Annotated in this window: 17 protein-coding genes; 4 read left to right on the forward strand and 13 right to left on the reverse strand. The window is 63.6% G+C overall.

Translation table 11 applies throughout. The features are described 5' to 3' along the window. Positions 1 to 67: 67 nt before the first annotated feature. The 4 genes from P5W98_RS18305 to hisD form a co-directional block, all read right to left on the reverse strand. Complete coding sequence (locus P5W98_RS18305; RefSeq protein WP_421026632.1) at positions 68 to 322, reverse strand: BON domain-containing protein; 255 nt, start codon at positions 320 to 322, stop codon at positions 68 to 70. Between the two features lie 195 nt (positions 323 to 517). After that, on the reverse strand, positions 518 to 1,633 hold the full coding sequence (locus tag P5W98_RS18310; RefSeq protein WP_421026631.1) for a porin: 1,116 nt from the start codon (positions 1,631 to 1,633) through the stop codon (positions 518 to 520). 364 nt (positions 1,634 to 1,997) lie between these two features. Beyond that, positions 1,998 to 2,432 (reverse strand): acyl-CoA thioesterase, encoded by a 435-nt coding sequence (locus P5W98_RS18315; RefSeq protein ID WP_421026630.1) that lies wholly within the window; start codon positions 2,430 to 2,432, stop codon positions 1,998 to 2,000. Positions 2,433 to 2,554: 122 nt separating this feature from the next. After that, positions 2,555 to 3,862, reverse strand: coding sequence for a histidinol dehydrogenase (gene hisD, locus P5W98_RS18320; protein ID WP_421027070.1), 1,308 nt, complete (start codon positions 3,860 to 3,862; stop codon positions 2,555 to 2,557). 238 nt (positions 3,863 to 4,100) lie between these two features. Between hisD and P5W98_RS18325 the strand changes: the two genes are divergently transcribed. Both P5W98_RS18325 and P5W98_RS18330 read left to right on the forward strand, forming a co-directional pair. Continuing rightward, the gene (locus tag P5W98_RS18325) at positions 4,101 to 5,213 is read left to right on the forward strand and encodes a CaiB/BaiF CoA transferase family protein (RefSeq protein WP_421026629.1); all 1,113 of its coding nucleotides are present in this window, start codon (positions 4,101 to 4,103) and stop codon (positions 5,211 to 5,213) included. Positions 5,214 to 5,314: 101 nt separating this feature from the next. Further along, positions 5,315 to 6,463, forward strand: coding sequence for an acyl-CoA dehydrogenase family protein (locus tag P5W98_RS18330; protein ID WP_421026628.1), 1,149 nt, complete (start codon positions 5,315 to 5,317; stop codon positions 6,461 to 6,463). Positions 6,464 to 6,630: 167 nt separating this feature from the next. Here the strand turns inward: P5W98_RS18330 and P5W98_RS18335 are convergent, their stop codons facing one another. From P5W98_RS18335 to P5W98_RS18355, 5 genes are read right to left on the reverse strand one after another with little or no spacing between them, the layout of a single operon-like run. After that, positions 6,631 to 7,533: an SDR family NAD(P)-dependent oxidoreductase gene (locus P5W98_RS18335; RefSeq protein ID WP_421026627.1), complete on the reverse strand. Its 903-nt coding sequence runs from the start codon at positions 7,531 to 7,533 to the stop codon at positions 6,631 to 6,633. 36 nt (positions 7,534 to 7,569) lie between these two features. After that, positions 7,570 to 8,025 (reverse strand): MaoC family dehydratase, encoded by a 456-nt coding sequence (locus tag P5W98_RS18340; protein ID WP_421026626.1) that lies wholly within the window; start codon positions 8,023 to 8,025, stop codon positions 7,570 to 7,572. Then, positions 8,022 to 9,176: an acyl-CoA dehydrogenase family protein gene (locus P5W98_RS18345; RefSeq protein ID WP_421026625.1), complete on the reverse strand. Its 1,155-nt coding sequence runs from the start codon at positions 9,174 to 9,176 to the stop codon at positions 8,022 to 8,024. The genes P5W98_RS18340 and P5W98_RS18345 overlap by 4 nt, the downstream gene beginning before the upstream one ends. Positions 9,177 to 9,191: 15 nt before the next feature. Then, the gene (locus P5W98_RS18350) at positions 9,192 to 10,391 is read right to left on the reverse strand and encodes an acyl-CoA dehydrogenase (protein ID WP_421026624.1); all 1,200 of its coding nucleotides are present in this window, start codon (positions 10,389 to 10,391) and stop codon (positions 9,192 to 9,194) included. Positions 10,392 to 10,403: 12 nt separating this feature from the next. Continuing rightward, positions 10,404 to 11,585: a lipid-transfer protein gene (locus P5W98_RS18355; protein WP_421026623.1), complete on the reverse strand. Its 1,182-nt coding sequence runs from the start codon at positions 11,583 to 11,585 to the stop codon at positions 10,404 to 10,406. Between the two features lie 231 nt (positions 11,586 to 11,816). Here P5W98_RS18355 and P5W98_RS18360 point away from each other — a divergent pair, with 231 nt between their 5' ends. Next, on the forward strand, positions 11,817 to 13,385 hold the full coding sequence (locus P5W98_RS18360) for an AMP-binding protein (RefSeq protein ID WP_421026622.1): 1,569 nt from the start codon (positions 11,817 to 11,819) through the stop codon (positions 13,383 to 13,385). An 83-nt stretch (positions 13,386 to 13,468) separates the two neighbouring features. Here P5W98_RS18360 and P5W98_RS18365 read toward each other — a convergent pair whose 3' ends face one another. From P5W98_RS18365 to P5W98_RS18380, 4 genes are all read right to left on the reverse strand, one after another. Next, entirely contained in the window at positions 13,469 to 14,545 is a 1,077-nt protein-coding gene (locus P5W98_RS18365) for an MBL fold metallo-hydrolase (protein ID WP_421026621.1), read from the reverse strand. Positions 14,546 to 14,682: 137 nt separating this feature from the next. Further along, entirely contained in the window at positions 14,683 to 15,825 is a 1,143-nt protein-coding gene (locus P5W98_RS18370; RefSeq protein WP_421026620.1) for an acyl-CoA dehydrogenase family protein, read from the reverse strand. Positions 15,826 to 15,853: 28 nt separating this feature from the next. Beyond that, complete coding sequence (locus tag P5W98_RS18375; protein WP_421026619.1) at positions 15,854 to 17,095, reverse strand: thiolase family protein; 1,242 nt, start codon at positions 17,093 to 17,095, stop codon at positions 15,854 to 15,856. A 27-nt stretch (positions 17,096 to 17,122) separates the two neighbouring features. After that, positions 17,123 to 17,893, reverse strand: coding sequence for an enoyl-CoA hydratase/isomerase family protein (locus P5W98_RS18380; RefSeq protein ID WP_421026618.1), 771 nt, complete (start codon positions 17,891 to 17,893; stop codon positions 17,123 to 17,125). 186 nt (positions 17,894 to 18,079) lie between these two features. Between P5W98_RS18380 and P5W98_RS18385 the strand changes: the two genes are divergently transcribed. Then, the gene (locus P5W98_RS18385) at positions 18,080 to 20,782 is read left to right on the forward strand and encodes a LuxR C-terminal-related transcriptional regulator (RefSeq protein ID WP_421026617.1); all 2,703 of its coding nucleotides are present in this window, start codon (positions 18,080 to 18,082) and stop codon (positions 20,780 to 20,782) included. The last annotated feature ends 18 nt before the right edge of the window (positions 20,783 to 20,800 follow it).

Here is a 20,800-nt window from a genome sequence, read left to right on the forward strand (position 1 = left end):
CGATTTTTCCGCAGCCGCCCGCCCGGACACCTGACCTCCAGGTGCCCGGGGGCGAACGCCGCGTCCGCTATTGACTTCCCGACAGACCAATGATCGCCAGCGCATTCTTTACCGACGTCACGCCGTGAACACTCTGCGCCGCCTGGCTTGCCAGATCCACTTCGGCCTGTTCCGGAACCGACCCTTCGAGCGTCACAATTCCCCCTTTCGCCTGGACGGTGATGCGCGTGGTATTGAGCCCTTTGGTCCGTGTAAGCGCGCGGACAACCTCCTTGCGCAACGCCCGGTCGGCGGCCTTGCTGTCGATGTCCGGCGTCGCCATGGCTGACGATGCCGCCGGACTGCTGCCCTGCGCATCAGCACTCAGAGGCACCGCAATTGCGCATGCCACACCGACAATTATTCGAATACCTAACGATTTTATGTATTTTCTCTCTATGCGATCTCGTCACCCTATCTTCGTGGGTCCGTCTGATGCCGTGCGCGCGTATGCATTTTCATGCGCGGGCGCACAGCATCAGAAGCGATGACTCATCCCCAAGGCGACCATAGTCTGTGTGGCATTCGCCCCGCTGACTGCAATACCGGGCCAGCTCATCGTTGAGGTGCCGTTGTTCTTCATGTAACCCGCGCGTGCGTAAATTGTCGTGCGTTTCGATAACAGATGATCGATACCGATTTCGACGCCCGGCGTATTGTCATGCACCCCTCGCACGTTGCGCTCGATGCCGGCGATTTCGATCGTATCGGCCGATGTCGCCTGAATCGTCGCGCCTACTTCCGCAATGCCATATGAATGGGCCGCGCCAAGGCGCGCAGCAAGCGATCCTGCGGGAGCATCCTTCGAGCGGTTATATGTATAGTTCGCCTGCAGGTTGACGATGCCTATGCGGTACGCGAGCGCCGCGACGAAGCGCTCCGTGCCGAGCAGATTCAGCGCGACCGGCAACCCCGGCACCGACTCGCTACCCGAATGCTGGTTCTGGTATGCAAGGCCCGCGTAGAAGCCATAACCCGAGTACGTCAGCGCAACATCGAAGATATTGCCCATGGTCTGCGGAATTGGCAGCGTCGTCGTTGCAGCGAAGCCATACATCGCATACAGCTTCAACCCTCCAACGACAGGCGACTGATAGACGATCGAATTGCTGCTGCGGCCCTGAGCGCTCTGGGTGGCAATCGTCTTCATATCGACAGCGGAGGCCGCGGCGGCCAGCGGCGACAAGACTTCGTTGCCGCGAAAAGGATCGGTTGGATAAATCGCCCAGAAGGTAGGCTGATACTGGCGGCCTAACGTGAGCGACCCGTATTGAGCATGGTTCAGGCCAACCCATGCCTGGCGGTAAAAGAGCGCGGAGCTATCCACGAAGAATCCGCCGTTGCTGATGTTGTATCCGTTCTCCAGGGTAAATACCGCTTTCAGGCTACCACCGAGGTCCTCGCTTCCGCGCAGGCCGAAGCTCGACCCCGTATTGCCGCCGCTGCGCTCCGACCACGAATGCTTTGCGCCGTTACCGAGGAACTGGATGAACGTGTCGGCCACACCGTATACGGTGACACTGGACTGCGCGGCCGCCGATCCCGCCGCGACAAGCAGTGACATCCCTATCATATATTTAGAGCTACTACGCATGCATGTCTCCTCCGTCTAAAGCCGTGCCCGGTTGGACACGAATAAAGCAATGTCACGCGCTTCTGTAAACTCGACTATCCAGGATAGGGCCGCGTATTGCCTCGTCACCCGAATTTCGCAACTGTGATTTATCGATTTACGCGCGCTTTGTTCTGCTTTTGCACAATCTGATTCCGAACCGAAAACCGCACGAAAAATGCCCCGGTGCGCCTCGATGCGTATGTGTGTCCCATCGAGATCGAAACCACATGCCAAGCATAGATGTCTCTTCGCCGCCCTTGTCCCCCTCGCGAATAGGGGGTGGCGCTCGCGCCGCTCCAGCCGTGGATCCGTTTCGCGCGGGCAGCCGCTCGAGGGAAGCGCGTCAGGCCGTGAGCGGCGTCAGCACCGCAAGCAATGCATCGGATAGCGGCTTCGGACGCCGCGTCGCGCGATCGACATAGACGTGAACGAAATGGCCCTGCGCCGCGGGCTGGGAGTCACCTTCCCGAAACAGGCCAATTTCGTATCGCACGCTCGACGTGCCAATCTTCATCACGCGCAGTCCTGCGTCGACGCGCTCCGGGAAAGCGAGCGACTCGAAGTAATTGCACTGAGTTTCGACGACGAGTCCGATAGCATCGCTCGCCCCAAAATCGAGCACTCCCGTCCGTAGCAAATATTCGTTGACGACCGTGTCGAAGTAGCTGTAGTAAACGACGTTATTGACATGCCCGTAGACGTCGTTGTCCATCCAACGGGTCGGAATGCAGAGAAAATGCGGATAGGCGTCGCGCCCTCGCGCGCTCGGTTTGTTCATGTCTGGCTGGCCTGTTCGAATAAATCTGGACGCTATATGGCCGCATCGGTGTCATGGTGCCCGGGGCCCACCGCGATACGCGGCAGCCCCGGCCCTGCGGCTTTGAACACCTCGATGCGCGATCAGACCGCCACGCCCGCGTAAGGAACGGCTTTGTTGCCATAGCGCCGCACCCGCAGATTGGCTTGCTCGCCATGCCCCGCAAAGCCTTCCAGCGCGCAAAGACGCGAGCAGTATTCGCCGATCATGGCCGACGCCTCGTCCGTGATCACCTTCTGATAGGTGCAGGTCTTGAGGAATTTCCCAACCCACAGGCCGCCCGTATAGCGTGCCGCCTTGCGCGTAGGCAGCGTGTGATTGGTGCCGATGACCTTGTCGCCAAACGAAACGTTGGTGCGCGGGCCGAGAAAGAGCGCACCGTAGTTCGTCATATTTTTCAGAAAGTAGTCGGGATCGCGCGTCATCACCTGCACATGCTCGGAGGCGATTTCGTCTGCGATGCGCACCATCTCTTCGTCGCTTTCCGCCACGATCACCTCGCCATACTTCTCCCACGACTTGCCTGCAATAGCGGCCGTCGGCAGGATCTCGAGCAGCCGTCCGACTTCCTTCATGGTTTCACGCGCGAGCCTTTCCGAGGTCGTGAGAAGGATCGCCGGGGAATCCGGGCCGTGCTCTGCCTGGCCGAGCAGATCCGTCGCGCACATTTCCGCGTCCACGGTTTCATCCGCGATGACCAGCGTTTCCGTAGGTCCAGCAAAGAGGTCAATGCCCACACGACCGAACAGCTGCCGCTTGGCTTCGGCAACGAAGGCATTGCCGGGTCCCACCATCATGTCAACGGGTGCGATGCTCTGCGTACCAATCGCCATCGCGCCGATTGCCTGAATGCCGCCGAGGCAAAAGATCTCGTCGGCGCCTGCCATGTGCTGCGCAGCCACGATTGCCGGCGCGGGCTTGCCCTGGAAAGGCGGCGCGCAGGTCACGATACGCGGCACGCCCGCGACCTTCGCCGTGATCACCGACATGTGGGCCGACGCGAGCAGCGGATATTTGCCGCCGGGCACATAGCAGCCGGCCGCGTTGACCGGCAGGTTCCGGTGACCGAGAACGACGCCGGGCAGCGTTTCCACTTCGATGTCGCGAATCGAATCGCGCTGATGGCGCGCGAAATTCTCGACCTGCTTCTGTGCGAATTCGATATCGGCAATATCGCGCGCACTGAGTTGTGACAGACATTGATCGATTTCGCTTTGCGAGAGCCGGTAGTCTTCTCGTTCGAGCTTGTCGAAGCGCACCGAAAGTTCCCGCACGGCCGCGTCGCCGCGCGCTTCAATATCCGCGAGCGTGGCTTCGACGGTCTCGCGCACCTCGCGCGCTGCCGCTTTCAACACTTCAGCTTCCGCACCGCGCTTGAGCCAATTGGCCATTTTCATTCCTCATCGTTCAAAGTGGGTTGATTCGTTCCGGCGCGAGGGCTGCTGCCCACCCGTCCTCCACCGAGCCGATGTTTCGCGAGGCGTAACAGGCGCTCCCGGCAACGCGCCGTCGCCATGCAAGATTAGGCCGCGCAGGCCGCGCGTCGTCCCCCTCAAGAATAGGGGGCGTCGCCAGCGGCGGCGCTCTCTATGATTGGCCGCATCACGAGTCAATGTATCGGGACTATTCATGACAACACAACGACAAGGCCCGCTCGCCGGGCTCAGGGTGCTGGAAATCGCGGGCATCGGCCCGGGCCCGTTCTGCGCGATGCTGTTCGCCGATCTCGGAGCGGACGTGGTCGTGGTCGAGCGCCTCGAAGCTGCGCCCGATGCGCTCGATCTCGGCAGCGCGCAGATCGCCAATCGCGGCAAGCGTTCGGTCGCGGTCGATCTCAAGACGCCCGAAGGCGTCGACACCGTGCTGCGGCTCGTCGAAAACTGCGATGCGCTAATCGAAGGCATGCGTCCCGGCGTGATGGAGCGCCTCGGTCTCGGGCCCGACGCGTGTCTTGCGCGCAACCCGCGCCTCGTCTACGGCCGCATGACCGGCTGGGGACAGAATGGGCCCCTCGCCCACGCGGCAGGCCACGACCTGAACTACATCGCGCTCTCCGGCGCGCTCTGGTATGCAGGGCAGCCCGGCGAAGCGCCTGTGACGCCGCCGAGCCTTGTAGGCGACGTCGGCGGCGGCTCGATGTATCTCGCGGTCGGACTGCTTGCGGGCATCATGAACGCCCGCGCCACGGGGACAGGCCAGGTCGTGGATGCGGCCATCGTGGATGGCAGCGCGCACATGACGACGCTGCTCCTCGCATTGCAGGCATCGGGCCAAATGCGCACGGAACGCGGCCAAAGCCTGCTGGACGGTCCGCATTGGTACAACACCTATCGCTGTGCCGACGGTGGGTTCATTTCGGTGGGCTCACTCGAGCCGAAGTTCTATCGCGAGTTGTGCGCAAAGCTCGGGCTCGATGCGGACCCGCAATTCGACAAACCCTACGATGCGCGCAAATGGCCGCAATCGCGCGAGCGCTTCGCGAACCTGTTTGCGCGGCGCACCCGCGACGAATGGTGCACTCTGCTCGAAGGCAGCGACGCCTGCTTTGCGCCGGTTTTGAGCCCCGACGAGGCCGCCGGACATCCTCATATGCGCGCGCGCGAAGTGTATCTGCGCGAAGACGGCGTGCTCCAGGCAAGTCCCGCGCCGCGATTCTCTGCGACGCCCGCCAGCCGTCCCGGTCCGATTCCGAGGCGCGGCGAGCACACCGACACGGTGTTGCGCGACTGGTCTGCCTGCTGAAGTCCCTCCGCTGCCCGGGGCGCGCCGACGCAGCGGTGTCCCCAACAACGCAGCGGCTCTTTTGTCTACAACACCGCATTTCACGCGAAGGAAGCCTGTCCATGACCGATAGCACCCGCTCGTTTCTCAACGAGCAACAGATCATGATCCGCGAAACCGCGCGCCGCGTGGCGAGCGAAATCATTGCGCCAACCGCCGCCGAGCGTGACCTTCAATCGGCCTGGCCGCACGCGGAGCTTAAGGCGCTCGCCGAGCTCGGCTTTCTCGGCATGCTGATCCCCGAGGCGTACGGAGGCACGGGCGCAAGCGTGCTCGACTTCTGCATCGCGCAGCACGAGTTCGCCGCGGTGGACGCCGGGCTCGCCACGATTGTTCATGTGCACAATTTCACCGCGCTCACGATCGCGGAGCACGGCACGCAAGAGCAGAAGCAGCGCTATCTGCCCGCCATGGCGCGTGGCGAGTCGATTGGCGCGTTTCTCCTCACCGAGCCGCATGCCGGCTCGGATACCGCAGCGCTTCGCGCCAGCGCGCGCCGCGACGGCGATCACTACGTACTCAACGGTACCAAGCAATTCATCTCGAATGGCAGCGAGGCCGGCATTGGTGTCGTCTTTGCCATCACCGACAAGACGGCGGGCAAGCGTGGCGCGAGCACGTTCATCGTCGACCCGAAGGCGCCGGGCTATCACGTCACGCGAATCGAAAGCAAGCTCGGTCAGCACACGGCGCACACTGCACAAATCGCTCTCGAGGACTGTCGGGTGCCTGCGGAAAACCTGCTCGGCGCAGAGGGCAACGGCTACCGCACGGTCATGAGTGGCGTATCGGATGGCCGTATCGGCATTGCCTTCATCGCGGCGGGCGTCGCACGAGGCGCGCTCGACGCGGCACTGAAATACGCACGCGAACGCGAAGCCTATGGCGCTCCACTCAACCGGCTCCAGGCTGTCGCATTCGATCTCGCCGACATGGCTGCGCAGGTCGAAATTGCGTGGCAGTACTGTCTGCATGCGGCGCGCCTGCGCGATGCCGGCATCGACTGCGGCAAGGAGGCTTCCATCGCCAAGTTGTTCGCGAGCGAGATGGCCGAAAAGGTCTGCTCGGAAGCCGTGCAGATCCACGGCGGCTATGGCTACCTCAGTGACTTCCCCGTTGAGCGTTACTTGCGCGACGTGCGCATCTGCAAGATCTACGAAGGCACAAGCCACATCCAGAAGTTGATCATTTCGCGCCATCTCGACGCCTGACAACGCTTCCGGCGTAGCGAAGCGCAAACTGCTGGCCCGCACGGCGATCACCCGTGCGGGCCTTTTTCATTGGGCTGCCGAGCCGCTGAGGCGATCTCCCGACACACCGTGCCAATAAAAAAGCCGCCGCGAAATCGCGGCGGCTCTTTCGTCGAGCGCAGACGCGCTCACATTCCGCAAACCAGCTTCAGGAAAGCCTGCACCTGATGGCCCGACTCCTCATACGGACGAGCCGTGGCCCAATTCTCGATGTCGCCAAAGCGCGCCGCGATGCCTTCCGGCGTGACGGCTTCATCGGGCAACAGCACCGGCGCCGTTTCGACGATGGTGGCCGCCGCGAACGCGCCGCCACCTGCCGCGATGATCGTCTTCGACGGCGCATTGTCGCTGGCGAGGAACAGCACCGCCGGTGTCACGCGTTCGGGCTGGATACGCTCGAGCATGGCCTCCGGCAGGATGTCCTCGGTCATGCGCGTCGCCGCAACCGGCGCGATGGTGTTCACGCGGATATCGTTTTTGCGCCCCTCGGTGGTGAGCGCGTTCATCAGGCCGATCACGGCCATCTTCGCTGCCCCGTAATTCGACTGTCCGAAGTTGCCGTACATGCCTGAAGACGAGGTTGTCATCACGATGCGGCCGTAGCCCTGCTCGCGCATGATGTCCCACACAGCCTTCGAGCAATTGATCGAACCCATGAGGTGCACGTCGAGCACGGCTTTGATATCGCCCATCTCGAGCTTCGCGAAACTCTTGTCGCGCAGGATGCCTGCATTGTTCACGAGAATGTCGACGCGGCCGAATTCCGCCACGGCGCGCTTGACCATCGCTTGCACCTGCTCATAATCGGCCACGTTGGCGCCGTCGGCAATCGCCGTGCCGCCCGCCTTGCGGATTTCCTCGACTACCGCGAGCGCGGCTTGCGATGAGCCGCCGGTGCCGTCGCGTGCGCCACCGAAGTCGTTGACCACGACTTTCGCGCCACGCGCAGCGAACGCCAACGCGTGCGCGCGTCCCAGGCCCGCGCCCGCGCCGGTCACGATCGCGACCTTGCCATCGAAACGAATACTCATGCTTGAATCTCCTCGAAGGGTGTCAATACGGAAAGTTCAGGGAAAGAGGCGCACGATCGATTCCGCGATGCAGGCAGGCTTGTCCACGCCCTCGCATTCGACCGTCATTTCGACCTTGATCTGTGCGCCCCCGCGATTCACTTCCGTCCATTCCATGAGCCGGAAGTGCGCGCGCAGACGTTTGCCCACGGGCACAGGCGCGATGAAGCGCACCTTGTCCAGCCCGTAGTTGATGCCGCTTTTCGTCTCCTTGACCTCATATGCCGTCGCGAAGAAAGCGGGCAGCAGACTCAGCGTCAGGAAGCCATGCGCGATGGTCCCGCCAAACGGGCCCGCCTTGGCGCGCTCCACGTCTACGTGAATCCATTGATGATCCCAGGTAGCGTCGGCGAACTGGTTGACACGCTGCTGATCGATCTGCAGCCATTCGCTCGTGCCGATCGACTCGCCAACAAAGGCCTGCAGATCGACGATTTTTTCAAAACTCTTCATGCCTGGTTTTCCTTGTGAAGCAGGTCTTTCTGCAACTGAGCCGCGCAGGCTGCGTCATGCCGGTCGCTGCTGCCGAACAGCACGTCCGCGACAACCGCACGTTTATAGTAGTGGCCGACCTGGTATTCCTCCGTCATGCCGATGCCGCCGTGCAGCTGGATCGCCTGCCCGCACACGAAGCGTGCCGCGCGGCCAATCAGCGACTTGGCCTGCGAGACGGTGCGATGCCGGGTGGGCTCGTCGTCGTTTTCGAGCGAGGCGAGCAACGCGTAGAGCATCGAACGCGCGAGCTCCAGCTCGGCAGCCATGTCGGCGAGCCGATGCTGGAGCACCTGGAAGCTGCCGATCTGGACTCCGAACTGCTTGCGTACCTTCAGATATTCAGCCGTGATCTCGATGGCCTTTTCCATCGCGCCCACCAGTTCCGCCCCGAGCGCGGCCGTTGCGTGCGCGAGTCCGTGCCTGAGCGCCGTCAGCCCGCGCCCCGGTTCGCCGAGCACGGCCTCGCGCCTCACTCGTACGCCGTCGAAAATCAGTTCGGCGGCGAAGCTCCCGTCGTGCAGCGGCAGGACGCGGCGCGTGAGCCCCTCGGCGTCGGCTGCAACCCGCAGCAAGGTGATGCCGTCCGCGTCCGAGGCGCGCGCCGAAACAATGAAATGATCCGCGTTGGCGCCGCCCAGCACGAGCGTCTTGGTCCCGCTCAGCACATAGTCTTCGGGGGTCGCCTTCGCAACCAGATTCACCGGCTCCGCGAAGCCGCGCGACTGCGGCTCGCTATAGGCGAGCGCATACTTGCTCGAGCCATCGGCCAGCGCCGGCAGCCACTGCTCGCACTGCGCCGGCGTGCCGGCGGCAAGCAGCGTTTGCGCCGCCAGCACCGCGCAGCCGAGGTAAGGTTCGATCACCAGTGCGCGACCGAGCTGCTGGGCAATCAGCACCGTGTCGATCAGCGAGCCGCCGAGTCCGCCGCACGACTCGGGCAACGCGGCCGCCAGCCAGCCATTGTCCGCGAAGGTGCGCCAGTGCGCGTCGCATGACGTCGTGCGGGCCTTCAGGAGCGCCGTGCGCGTCTCGAAGCCATAGTCCCTGTCGACGAAGCGCCGGACGCTGTCCTGCAGCAGTTGCTGCTCTGCATTGAGATTGAAGTTCATGATTGATCCGGCGACTCAGAGTTGAAACAGCATCCTGGCGATGATCCCGCGCTGGACTTCGCTCGTGCCGCCATAGATCGTCGACGCACGGCGGAAGAACATTTCGTTCGCGATACCGCGGCCGATGTCCTGAAGCGGCATGGGTGGGTTCGAGCAATCGTCGTGCGGCTCCGGATACGCTAGCGCGCCATAGTCGCCGAGCGTCTCCACCAGCAATTCGCTCATGCGCTGCTGCAATTCGGTGCCGCGCACCTTGAGGATCGAGCCCATCGCGTGAGCGGCCGGGCTGTGATCCTGCTCCATCGCCGCGACGCGCTTGACCATCGTCGCGACCGCGGTGACCTCCGCCTCGAGGCGCGCCAGCCGCAACGCGAATTCCGGCTGTGCGATGAGAGGCGCCGTCCCAACCCGTTGCGTCGCTGCGAGCGCGCGCAGCTGGATCAGGTAGCGGCGCAGTATCGGCAAATCTGCTGCGCTTGCATGCTCGTTGTTGAGCAGAAACTTCGTGATCTTCCAGCCATCGCCCTCCGCGCCGATGCGGTTCGCCACCGGCACGCGCACGTTGTCGAAGAACGTCTCGTTCAGATGATGGCAATCGTCGATGCTGCGAATCGGACGCACGGTGATGCCGGGTGTCTTCATGTCGACGAGCAGGAAGCTGATGCCGGCCTGCTTCTTCACCTCCGTGTCGGTGCGCACGAGCAGGAAGATCCAGTCGGACTCGTGCGCATAGCTCGTCCAGATCTTCTGGCCATTGACGACGTAGTGGTCGCCGTCGCGCACCGCGCGAGTGCGCAGCGAGGCAAGGTCCGAGCCCGAGCCGGGCTCCGAGAAGCCCTGGCACCAAAGGCGTTCGCCGTTGAGAATGAGCGGCACATGCTCGGCCTTCTGCTCGGGCGTCGCGAACTCGTTGAGCACCGGCCCAAGCAGCTTCTGGGCGAAGCCGTCCTGGGTCGGCGCGCCGGCCGCAACGCACTCTTCGTCGAATACAAGTCGCTGCAACACGGTCCAGCCGGTGCCGCCATCGCGTTGTGCCCAGTGAGGTGCGCCCCACCCTCTGGCATTCAGGATTTTTTGCCAGCGCACGAGGTCCGGCCGCATCGATCGAACACTGCCCACCGGCTTGCCAGCGAGATCGCGTGGCAGATGCTCGCGCAGGAACGCGCGCACCTCCTCACGGAACGAGTCGAGCCCGGTATCGGGTTGAAAGTCCATCGGCGTCTCCCCTCAATTGCGATACATCGTGACTACGCAGGCACCGCCGATACCGACGTTGTGCTGCAGCGCCACGCGTGCGCCCTCCACCTGGCGCTCTCCCGCGGCGCCGCGCAGTTGCTGGACGAGTTCCGTGCATTGCGCGAGGCCCGTCGCGCCAATCGGATGCCCCTTCGAGAGCAGGCCGCCCGAAGGGTTGACGACGTAGCGGCCGCCATAGGTGTTGTCGCCGTCGTCAATGAACTTCTCCGCACCGCCTTCAGGGCACAGGCCGAGCGCTTCGTAGGTGATCAGTTCGTTGTGGGCGAAGCAGTCGTGCAGTTCGACTACGTTCACATCCTCGGCGCCGATACCGGCCGCCTCGTAGACCTGCTTCGCTGCGTCCTTCGCCATGCCGAAGCCGGCCACGTCGCGCAGGTCGTCGCCTTCCAGCGATTCCGGGCCATCGGTCGTGAGCGCCTGCGCGGCGATCCAGACTCGCGAATCGAGTCCATGGCGGCGCGCGTAGTCCTCGCTGCACAGCACTGCCGCCGCCGCGCCGCATGTGGGCGGGCACGCCATCAAGCGCGTCATCACGCCCGGCCACATCACCTGGTCGGCCAGCACGTCTTCGGCGCTCACGACCTTGCGGAATACCGCGAGCGGGTTGTTGGCCGCATGGCGGCTTGCCTTCGCACGAATCTTCGCGAAGCTCGCGAGCGGCGTGCCGAAGCGCTTCATGTGCTCCATACCCGCTCCGCCGAAAATGCGCAGCGCCGGCGGAATGTCGGCGGGCACGCCCAGGCGGTCGCATTGTTTGATGAAGAGGTCCGCGGGCAACGGCCGGTCGTTGAAATAGCTGCCGAGCGCGCCGGGGTTCATCTGCTCGAACCCGACCACGAGAGCGATATCGAGCGCGCCCGCTTCGATGGCCTGGCGCGCGAGATAAAGCCCCGTCGAACCGGTCGAGCAATTGTTATTGACGTTGATGATCGGCAGGCGCGTCATGCCGACGTGATAGAGCGCGCGCTGACCCGCCGTGGAATCGCCATAGATGAAGCATGCGTAGGCCTGCTGGATCGCCTCGTAGGTGACACCGGCATCGGCCAGCGCGAGACGCGCCGCCTCGGCGCCCATCAGATCATAGGTTTCACTGGCACCCGGCTTGCGGAACGGGACCATGCCCACGCCCGCGACGACGACTTTGCGCGTCATACGTTCTCCTTCAGTTGTTGTGTCCGCCGATCGGCCGGACCGGCACTGGACCATCATAGGCAGCGTCCCGATCGGCGGCACCCCTCTTTTGAAGGGGTGCGCGCGCCGTGTGCCCGCAGGTATCACCCCAGGGTCTGCCCGCCCCCACCAAACGAGGGGCGATCCTCATGCCGCCCACACCTATATTCCGCGAACCGGCAGATCCCTTCCTACTCCGCGGAGACGCACGCTGTGATCATCAACTTTGCCCGAACCGTCGAACAATTGTCCCTCTGCTACGGCGCGCGCGAAGCGCTCGTGAACGTCGAACGAGGTCGCCGGTACAGCTTTTCCGAGCTCCATTGCCTCACAAACCGCGTCGTCAACATGATGCGCGAGCGTCTCGGCCTGCGGCGCGGCGACACCTGGCTGTGCATCCTCGAAAACGACAACCTGTCGCTCCTGCATGCGTGGACAGCGCTCAAGGGCGAGGCGACGGCCGCCTGGACCAACCGGCTCGACAGTGCCGACGAGCACCGCTGGCAGGCTGAATTCGTGCGCCCGAAAGTCGTCTTCCTTGAAAACGATCTCATCGATCCCTACTTCGAGATGTTGCGCTCGCTCGGTGCGACGGTGGTCGCCATGGACCCCTTGCCAGCCGCGCGGGAAGGCCTGCACTACTTCTGGGACCTGCTGGACGGCGTGAGCGACGCGGACCCTGGCATCGAAAGCGACGCCGCGCGCGATGTCCTCATTTATCGCTTCACCGGCGGAACGACGGGCAAAGGCAAGTGCGCACAGTACACGATCGCAAACTGGCTCGCCTGCCGCGATTCCTATTATCTCGAACGCGAACAGGTCTTCGACGCGCAAACGCGTTTCCTGCATATGGCGCCGATCAGCCACGGCTCGGGACTCGGCATGCTTCCCACCCTCTTTCGCGGGGGCTGCACCGTCACCCAGAACGCGCCGGATCTGGCCCAGTGGTGCCGCAACCTCGAAGCCGAACGCGTCACGATGGCGATGCTGGTCCCGACACTGCTATACCGTCTGCTCGACATGCCTGAAGCGAGCGCTCACGATCTCTCGTCGCTGCGCACGATTCATTACGGCGCCGCACCGATGAGCCCGGCGAAACTCGGGCCGCTGCAAGAGCGCTTCGGCAACATTTTTGTTCAGGTCTACGGATCGACCGAATGCCTGCAGCCCGTAGCGACGCTCAACAAGGCGGATCACGCCGCAGCCACGCCCGCGCGGCTCGCCTCCGCTGGGCGGATCGCATGCGGTATCGAACTGCTCGTCGTCGACGAACGCGGCATGCCGGTGCCCGCTGGCGACATCGGCGAGATCTGGATCCGCGCAGCGTCCACGATAGTCGGCTATCTGAACAATCCCGAAGGCACGGCCGCCGAATTCAGCAACGGATTCTGGAAGTCAGGCGATCTCGGCTACCTCGACGAGGAAGGCTATCTGTACATCGTCGACCGGAAGAAGGACATGATCATCACGGGCGGATTCAATGTTTACGCCATCGAAGTCGAGGCGGCGCTCAACGCCCATCCGGCCGTCGCGATTTCCGCGGTCGTGGGCGTGCCGCACGACGAATGGGGTGAGGCAGTCCATGCGGAAGTGGTCCTGAAAGCCGACGCGGCAATCGATACGGACGAGTTGATCGCCTACGTGAAGGCGCGCATCGGCAGGTTCAAGGCGCCCAAGTCGATTGCTTTCGTCGAGGCGCTGCCGCTAAGCGTCGTCGGCAAAGTGCTGCGCCGCCAGATTCGCGAAAGATACTGGGGCCAGAAACGGCGCCGCGTGAGCTAAGCGGCGCGTCTCACACTTGCCGCCGGTTCGCCCCTTCGTGAATCGGCGGACTTTATCCCGAACTCTATCTCGGACTTTATCTGTCACGCGGCACTCGCGACGTACCACCCTACGCCGTCGTCATCGACGTCGCAGCGCGCCTCGCCGCGCTTCACGAGGTAGTTCAGAAAGGCCAGTGCCTCTCCCGTTGCCAGCGTCATGGTCGTCGGATCATCCATGCCGATGCTGCGCGCGAACAAGGTGCCGAACACATCGACGGCGCGCTGCGGCCTCGCGAGCTTTTCGCGCAGACGCTCCAGGCTGCGCGACACACCCTGCGCGAGCCGCGCGAGGCGCTCGTGCAGGCCGAAAAAGGGCTCGTTATGCGCCGGCAGCACGAGTACGCCGGCGGGCACCATCGCACGAAGTTTATCGATGGACGCGAGCCATTCCGCCAGTGGGTCGGCGTGTGGCTCGAGCGGATGGACCGAGACGTTCGACGAGATGCGAGGCAGCACCTGGTCTCCAGAAATCAGGAGTTCCAGCTCGGGGCTGTAGAGGCATGCGTGCTCCGGGGTATGACCGCGCCCAACCACTACCTGCCAGTCGAAAGCGCCGATTGTGATGCTCGCGCCGTCTTCGAGGCGGATGAAGCTCTCGGGCAGCGGGTGAATCATGCGGCTGTGCCGGCCAAACCGCTTGCGGTAACCCTCGATCGCGCTCTCGTCCCAGCCCGCGTGGCGATAAAAGCGCACGCCGTCGAGCGGCGCTTCGCACCCGATATCGGCCACATTGGCGCGGCACGTCAGGTACTCGACGCGCGTCATCCACAACGGGCAGCCGAAACGCCGTGTGAGCCAACCCGCCATGCCCACATGATCCGCATGCAGGTGCGTGACCAGCACGCGCGTCACGGGACGATTGCCGAGCGGCCCCGCGAGCAACTGCTCCCATACCTGCGGCGAGTCGGGCAAACACAAGCCCGTATCGACGATCGCCCAGCCGTGACCGTCCTCGATGGCCCAGACATTGATATGTGCGAGCGCCACAGGAAGGGACAGGCGCATCCATAGCACCGATGGCGCGACCTCGATGGCCTCTCCAACTGCAGGCGTCGTGGCAAACGGATAACGCAGGACGGCGCTGGAAGACTGCGGAATCATCGAATCGTCACGGCTCATGCGCCCTCCTGGCGGCGTGGACATCCGGCACGGTCGTGCCGCCGGTACGTCTGCAAATAAAAAAGGTTCTTCGCGCAGGCACGCGAAGAACCACTGCACAGGCCGGCAAAATCCAAAGCCGGACATCGATCGATCCATCAGACGAAAGCAGCGACCCCGGTCAACGCGCGCGAGATGATGAGCTGCTGGATCTCGGTCGTGCCGTCGGGAATCGGGATGATGATCGCTTCGCGCAACAGACGCTCGACGTTGAACTCCTTCGTGATGCCGTTTCCGCCGTGCAGCTGCACCGCGTCGCGGCAAACCTGCACCGCCGCTTCCGTCGCGAAAGCCTTTGCCATCGAAGCCTGCAGGTCGCAGCGCACGCCCGCGTCGATCAGGCCGAACACGCGCTGGCACATCAGACGTGCCGCGTCCACCATGATCGCCATATTCGCGATCTTCGCAGCGATGAGCTGGTGCGCGGCAATCACCTTGCCGAACTGCTTGCGCTCCTTCGCATAGGCGATGGACTCCTCCAGCGCGGCGCGCATGATGCCGACCGATAGCGTGCCCACATGGGCGCGTGCGTTTTCGAACACCTTCATGGTGTTGCGCAGGCCTTCGCCTTCTTCGCCGATCAGGTTGGTCGCCGGCACGCGCGCATCGGTAATGAAGATCTGCGCCGTCGACTGCGAGCCAAGCGCGATCTTGTCGATATTGCGCGACTCGTAGCCATGCTCCTTACGGTCGATGAGAATATGCGAAAGACCCTTTTCGCCGCGCACGGTGCAAATCAGCACGTCCGAGTAGACGCCGTTCGTGATCCACGTCTTCTCGCCGTTGACGATGAAGTGGTCGCCGTCGCGCACGGCGCGCGTCTTGAGCTCGGCGACGTTCGATCCGACGTCGGGCTCGCTGATGCCAATCGAGCCGAAGATCTTGCCGGCGAGCGCGTCGGGCATGTAGCGTTCGCGTACTTCGGGGCGCGCGTTGCACAGCATCGACGTGAGCCCCATGTTGAGCATCACGCATAGCGCGATGTCGCATGAGCAGGCCACCAGTTCCTCGAACAGCATCCCCTGGGTGGTGAACGACCAGCCCATGCCGCCATACTCCACGGGGATGGTGCAGCCAGGCAGGCCGAACTCGGCGATGCGCTGGGTGAGCTCGCGCATCTTTTCCTTCGGGATGAAACGGTCGCGATATTCGCGGGCGACGGGCTTGACTTCCGACTGCAGGAACTTGCGAAAGCTCTCGACAGCCAGCGTCTGCTCTTCAGTGGGCAGTTGATACGACATGGTGTGTATTCCTGTTTTCGTTACTTTGTCAGTCGCGGCCGAAAATGCCGATATGGTCGATGCTTTCTTCGACGCCCCACAGCCCGCCGCCATTGCCCTGGATCGCGAAACGGGCGCCGTCCACCTGGCGCGCGCCGCATTCGCCGCGCAATTGCTCGACCAGTTCGAAGATCTGGCCGAGGCCTGTCGCACCGATCGGATGGCCCTTCGATTCGAGGCCGCCCGATGGATTGATCGGCAGACGGCCGCCGATCGTGCTCTCGCCACGCTCGGCCATCACACCGCTCTCACCCGGCTTGCACAGACCGAGGTTCTCGCACAACGCGATTTCTCCGATCGACGATGCGTCGTGCAGCTCCGCCACGTTGATGTCCTCGGGCCCGATGCCTGCTTCTTCATACGCGAGCTTCGCCGCGTGGACCGTGATGTGGTTCGCGAGATCGTCACCCGAGCGCTGCGATGCCGAGCGCACGATCGTCGCGAGCACGCGCACCGCGCGGCTGCGATTGAAGCCGTAACGCTTGAGCGCGGATTCCGTGCAAAGGATCGCGGCGGCGGCGCCGTCGGAAATTGGCGAGCACATGGGCAGCGTGAGCGGATACGTGATCGGCGGCGCGGCGAGAATCTCCTCGATCGACATCGGCTTGCGGTATTGGGAGCGCTCGTTGTGCACGGAATGGCCATGGTTCTTCGCGGATACGGCGGCGAACTGGCGCTGTGTGATGCCGTAGCGCGACATCAGTTGGCGCCCGATTCCGGCGTACACGTCCATGAACACGCTATAGGGCTTGTCGGACTGGGTGCCGTCCGGCACGCTCACTCCCTTGCCCAGTTCGACCATCTTCGCCGCGTTGGCCTCGGCCGTCTCGACGTCCCATGCGGAGTCGAACACCGAGAACATGCGCGCCTTGTCGCTCGAGTACATCTTTTCCGCGCCGACGGCGAGCACGACGTCAGCCATGCCCGCGCGAAGCTGCGTCACCGCGAGGTGAAAGGCGCTGCTGGCCGACGCGCACGCGCTTTCGACGTTGTGGATCGGGATGCCGCCGAAGCCCAGCGGAATCAGGGCCACCTGGCCGCGGATCATGTGCTGGCCCTGCATGTGCCCCTGCGTCGTGTTGCCGAAGTAAGCGGCCTGAATCCAGTCGCGCTCGCAACCCGCGTCCTTGAGTGCGTCCTCGACGGCCCAGCCCGTCAATTGCTTGACCGATTTGTCGAGATGCCGGCCAAAAGGCGTCATGCCCACGCCAACGATATAGATTTTTTCCATTTTCAATGCCTTTGCTTCGTGTTGATCTCAGCAACCTTTGAACTGCGGCTCGCGCTTCTCGGCAAACGCGCGCAGCCCTTCCTTGATGTCGTACGAGCGCTGGTGGTCACGCAGCTCCAGCAGCTCATGGCGCAGCGCGTCCGCCGCCGACTTGTCGGCCGCCTCGCCTGCCACGCGCTTCATGCGCGCGAGCACGAGCGGGCTCTTCTTCGAGAACTTGTCGGCCAGCGCCTGCGCGCGCGTCTTGAGCTCTGCATCGGCAAGCACCTCGTTCACGAGGCCGTAGCCCTTGAGTTCGGCCGCGTTCATCGAATCGCCCGTGAACAGCAGATAACGCGCGACGTTCGCCGGCACCTTGCGCGGCAGAATCGCGGCACCGCCGGCGCCGGGAAACACGCCAAAATTCGAATGCGCGTCACCGAGGCGCGCCGATTCGGCGGCAAGCACCACATCGCACGCCAGCACCACTTCAAGGCCGCCCGCCAGCGCGAGTCCATTGACCGCCGCGATCACCGGCTTCGGGAACGCGCGCAAGGTGTCGAAGAATTCGACGATCAGCTCGAGGAACTCACGCTGATCCGGCTGCGTCGGCGCGGCGGCCTCGATCAGATCGGCGCCGGCACAGAAGGCGCGACCATTGCCGGTCAGCACCACCACCCGCACCGAGTCATCGTTGCGCCATGCATTCAACTGCGCGGTCAGGCCCGTTGCCATCTCGCGATTGAGGCTGTTCATCGCGGCGGGACGATCCATCGTCAACCAGCCCGTCGCTCCTACCACTGCCTGCGAATAACTCATTTCCCCTCCGGAATTCGTGAACGCACGTTCTTGACGCTGCGGTTGTGGTAAGTTAATTTCCGCCAGTTCATTAATCACCCCTCGTTCTGAGGGGGAGCATTTCGGGCCGGCATTTGCGAACGTAAGGGCACCGTTCCCGCACATGAATCTGCACCGCGTGCCGCATCGCACTGACTGGGTGACGACTTGAATACGCCTTTCCCCAAACACCTGGTTTCCACCAAGTTCTCGCCGCCGCGCATCGGCGCCAAGCACGTCCTGCGCGCGGATCTGCTCGCCCAGTTGCAACGCGTGCAGTACTGCCGCCTCGCGCTCGTCACAGGCAGCGCGGGCTATGGCAAGACGACGCTGCTGGCGCAATGGCGCCAGGCGTGCCTGAAGGCGGGTGCGGAGGTGGCGTGGCTGTCGCTCACGGGCGAAGACAAGAGCTACATCGACTTCTGTAGCGCACTCTTTGCTGCAATGCAGCGCGCGGGCATGGCTGTCGAAATGGATCTGCCGCTCGAGAACACGAGCGCGGCGGCCATGGATGCATCGATTGCGGCCATCGTCGAGGCCGCAATCGATCTGCCCAAGGACCTGTACATTTTCATCGACGACTACCAATACGTCGAAGCGCCGCTCGCGCACCGCTTCATGCAAAAGCTGCTCGACCACGGGCCGGGCAACCTGCATCTGGTGATCGCCTCACGTGTGACGCCGCCGCTGAGCCTGAGCCGCCTGCGCATGATGGACCAGACGGTTGAGCTCGAGAGTGCCGGGCTGCCCTTCGATCTCGCCGAAACGCGCACCTTCGTCGACGAAAACCTGGGGCCAGGCAAGATCAATGCGGACGAACTCACGCTAATCCATGAGCTGACAAGCGGCTGGCCGTCATGCATCCAGCTCATCGTCATCATGCTCAAGAACCGGCCCGAGACGCGCGCGATGCTGCGCGACCTCGTCTGGCGCTCGAGCGATCTGCAAACGTATCTGAGCGAGGAGGTGATGGCTCACCTCCCCGCAGAACTGGCCGAATTCGCCGAAGCGCTCTCGATCCTGCGCCGCTTTAACGCCTCGCTCGCGCACGCGGTCACCGGCGTGGAGCACGCGGCTGAACTGCTTCAGCGCATGGAAGACGAAAACCTGCTGATCATCCGCGTCGACTCCGACGACCGGACTGCGTGGTATCGCTTTCATCCGCTCTTCGGCGAATTTCTCGCGACCCGTCTTGCGCGCCGGGAGCCGGCTGCCGTGTGCGAGCTGCATCGACGTGCGAGCCGCTGGTACGCCGGACACGGATTGCTCGCCGAGGCCGTGCGCCACGCGAGTGCCGGTGAAGACGTGGAATTTGCCGCGTCGGTTATCGAGCGCGCGGCGCCCGCTACATGGAGTCTCGAATACCTGAGCCCCACGCTCCACCTTCTCGAACGGTTGCCGGAGGAGACACTGTTCAGGCACCAGCGGCTGCTGTTCATCGCCTGCCTGACCGTGGCGCTCACGACCCGTCCGGCCAAAGCCAAAGCCTGGCTTGCGCAACTGCAGGACAACGCACTCAGCACCTACCCGGAGATCGCGCGCAGTCTGCCATTGATACATGCCGCCATTGCGTTCCAGCATGACGACACGCAGCACATGATCGATCTGCTCGAACCGCTGCTCAACGAGCCGATCGAGAATCCGTTCCTGCAATACCTGCTGATCTCGGAGCTGTGCGCGGCTTATGGCGCCGCGGGCCGGTACGCCGATGCGAAGCGTCTGCTCGATCGCCACCCGGTTCCCCCTGCGGACCGCGACAATGACATGGCGCTCGTCGCGCAGGCGACGCGCGCGAGCAGCATGCTGCTCGAAGGCAACGTACGCGAGGCCCAGCGAGAAAGCGCCGCGCTGCTCGAGCGTTCGGTTCATGCCGTAGGCCGCTACTCGATCAGTGCCAACGTCTGCGCGAGCGTACTCGCGGACGCCTGGTACGAACTCGATCGCATCGACGATGCCCGCGAAACCATCGCCAATCGCCGCGGGCTGCTCCAGTCTTCAGGCCCCGACGTGATGATTCGCGCATCGCTGTGCCGCGCGCGCCTCGATTTGCTGCAGGAAAGCCCGGAGGCGGCGCTCGCGTTCCTCGAGCAGCAGACTGCGCATCTGCGCAGCATGCGCCAGATCCGGGCGGTCGCGCACATGCTCGCCGAGCAGATCAAGATCCTGCTGCTCAAGCGCGACCATGCGCGTGCACGGGATACCCTGGGACTGCTGGACGAGATCGAGCAGGCGCATCCTGCGGAGCAGGGCTACCGTGCGGAAATTCCCGCTGTCGTCGCGCTGGCTCGCGCGCGCGTGTTGTGCCACGATCAGCCCGAGGAGGCGCTGCGGGCGCTGCAGGTCACGCGAAGCCACGCCGTGGAGTTTGGGCGCGGGCGCCTGGCGGCGCTCGCCGATCTGCTCTCGGCGACGATCTTCGCGGAGCAAAAAAACGACTCCGATGCCAGGTTCTGTCTGTCACGCGCGGTCGAGGCCGCTCAACACCTGGGCCTCGTGCGCACCTTCGTGGACGAAGGTGCGGCAGCGGGCAAACTGCTCGCAAGGATGGTGCGCGAACGCAAACTCGAGGGCGCGGTCCTTCAGTACGCGAGCATGCTGCTCGACAAGTTTCCCGATAGCGTCGTCCGGGACGGCCTTGCAGGCGCGCCGGGCCGTGGCGGCGCGTCAAAGCTGCAGCCGCAGTTGACCCAGCGCGAAGTGGAAATTCTGGGCCTGGTCGCGCAGGCCATGTCGAACAAGCGCATCGCGCTCGCGCTGAACATTACGCTCGAAACGGTAAAGTGGAATCTGCGCAATATCTTCGCCAAGCTTGGCGTGTCGAGCCGGTACGACGCGATGATATGGGCGCGCAAACAGGATCTGATCAAATGACGCTTCCAGCCACTTTCA

This window comes from Paraburkholderia sp. A1BS-2L (assembly GCF_051125205.1).
In the GTDB taxonomy this organism is placed as follows: Bacteria; Pseudomonadota; Gammaproteobacteria; order Burkholderiales; family Burkholderiaceae; genus Paraburkholderia.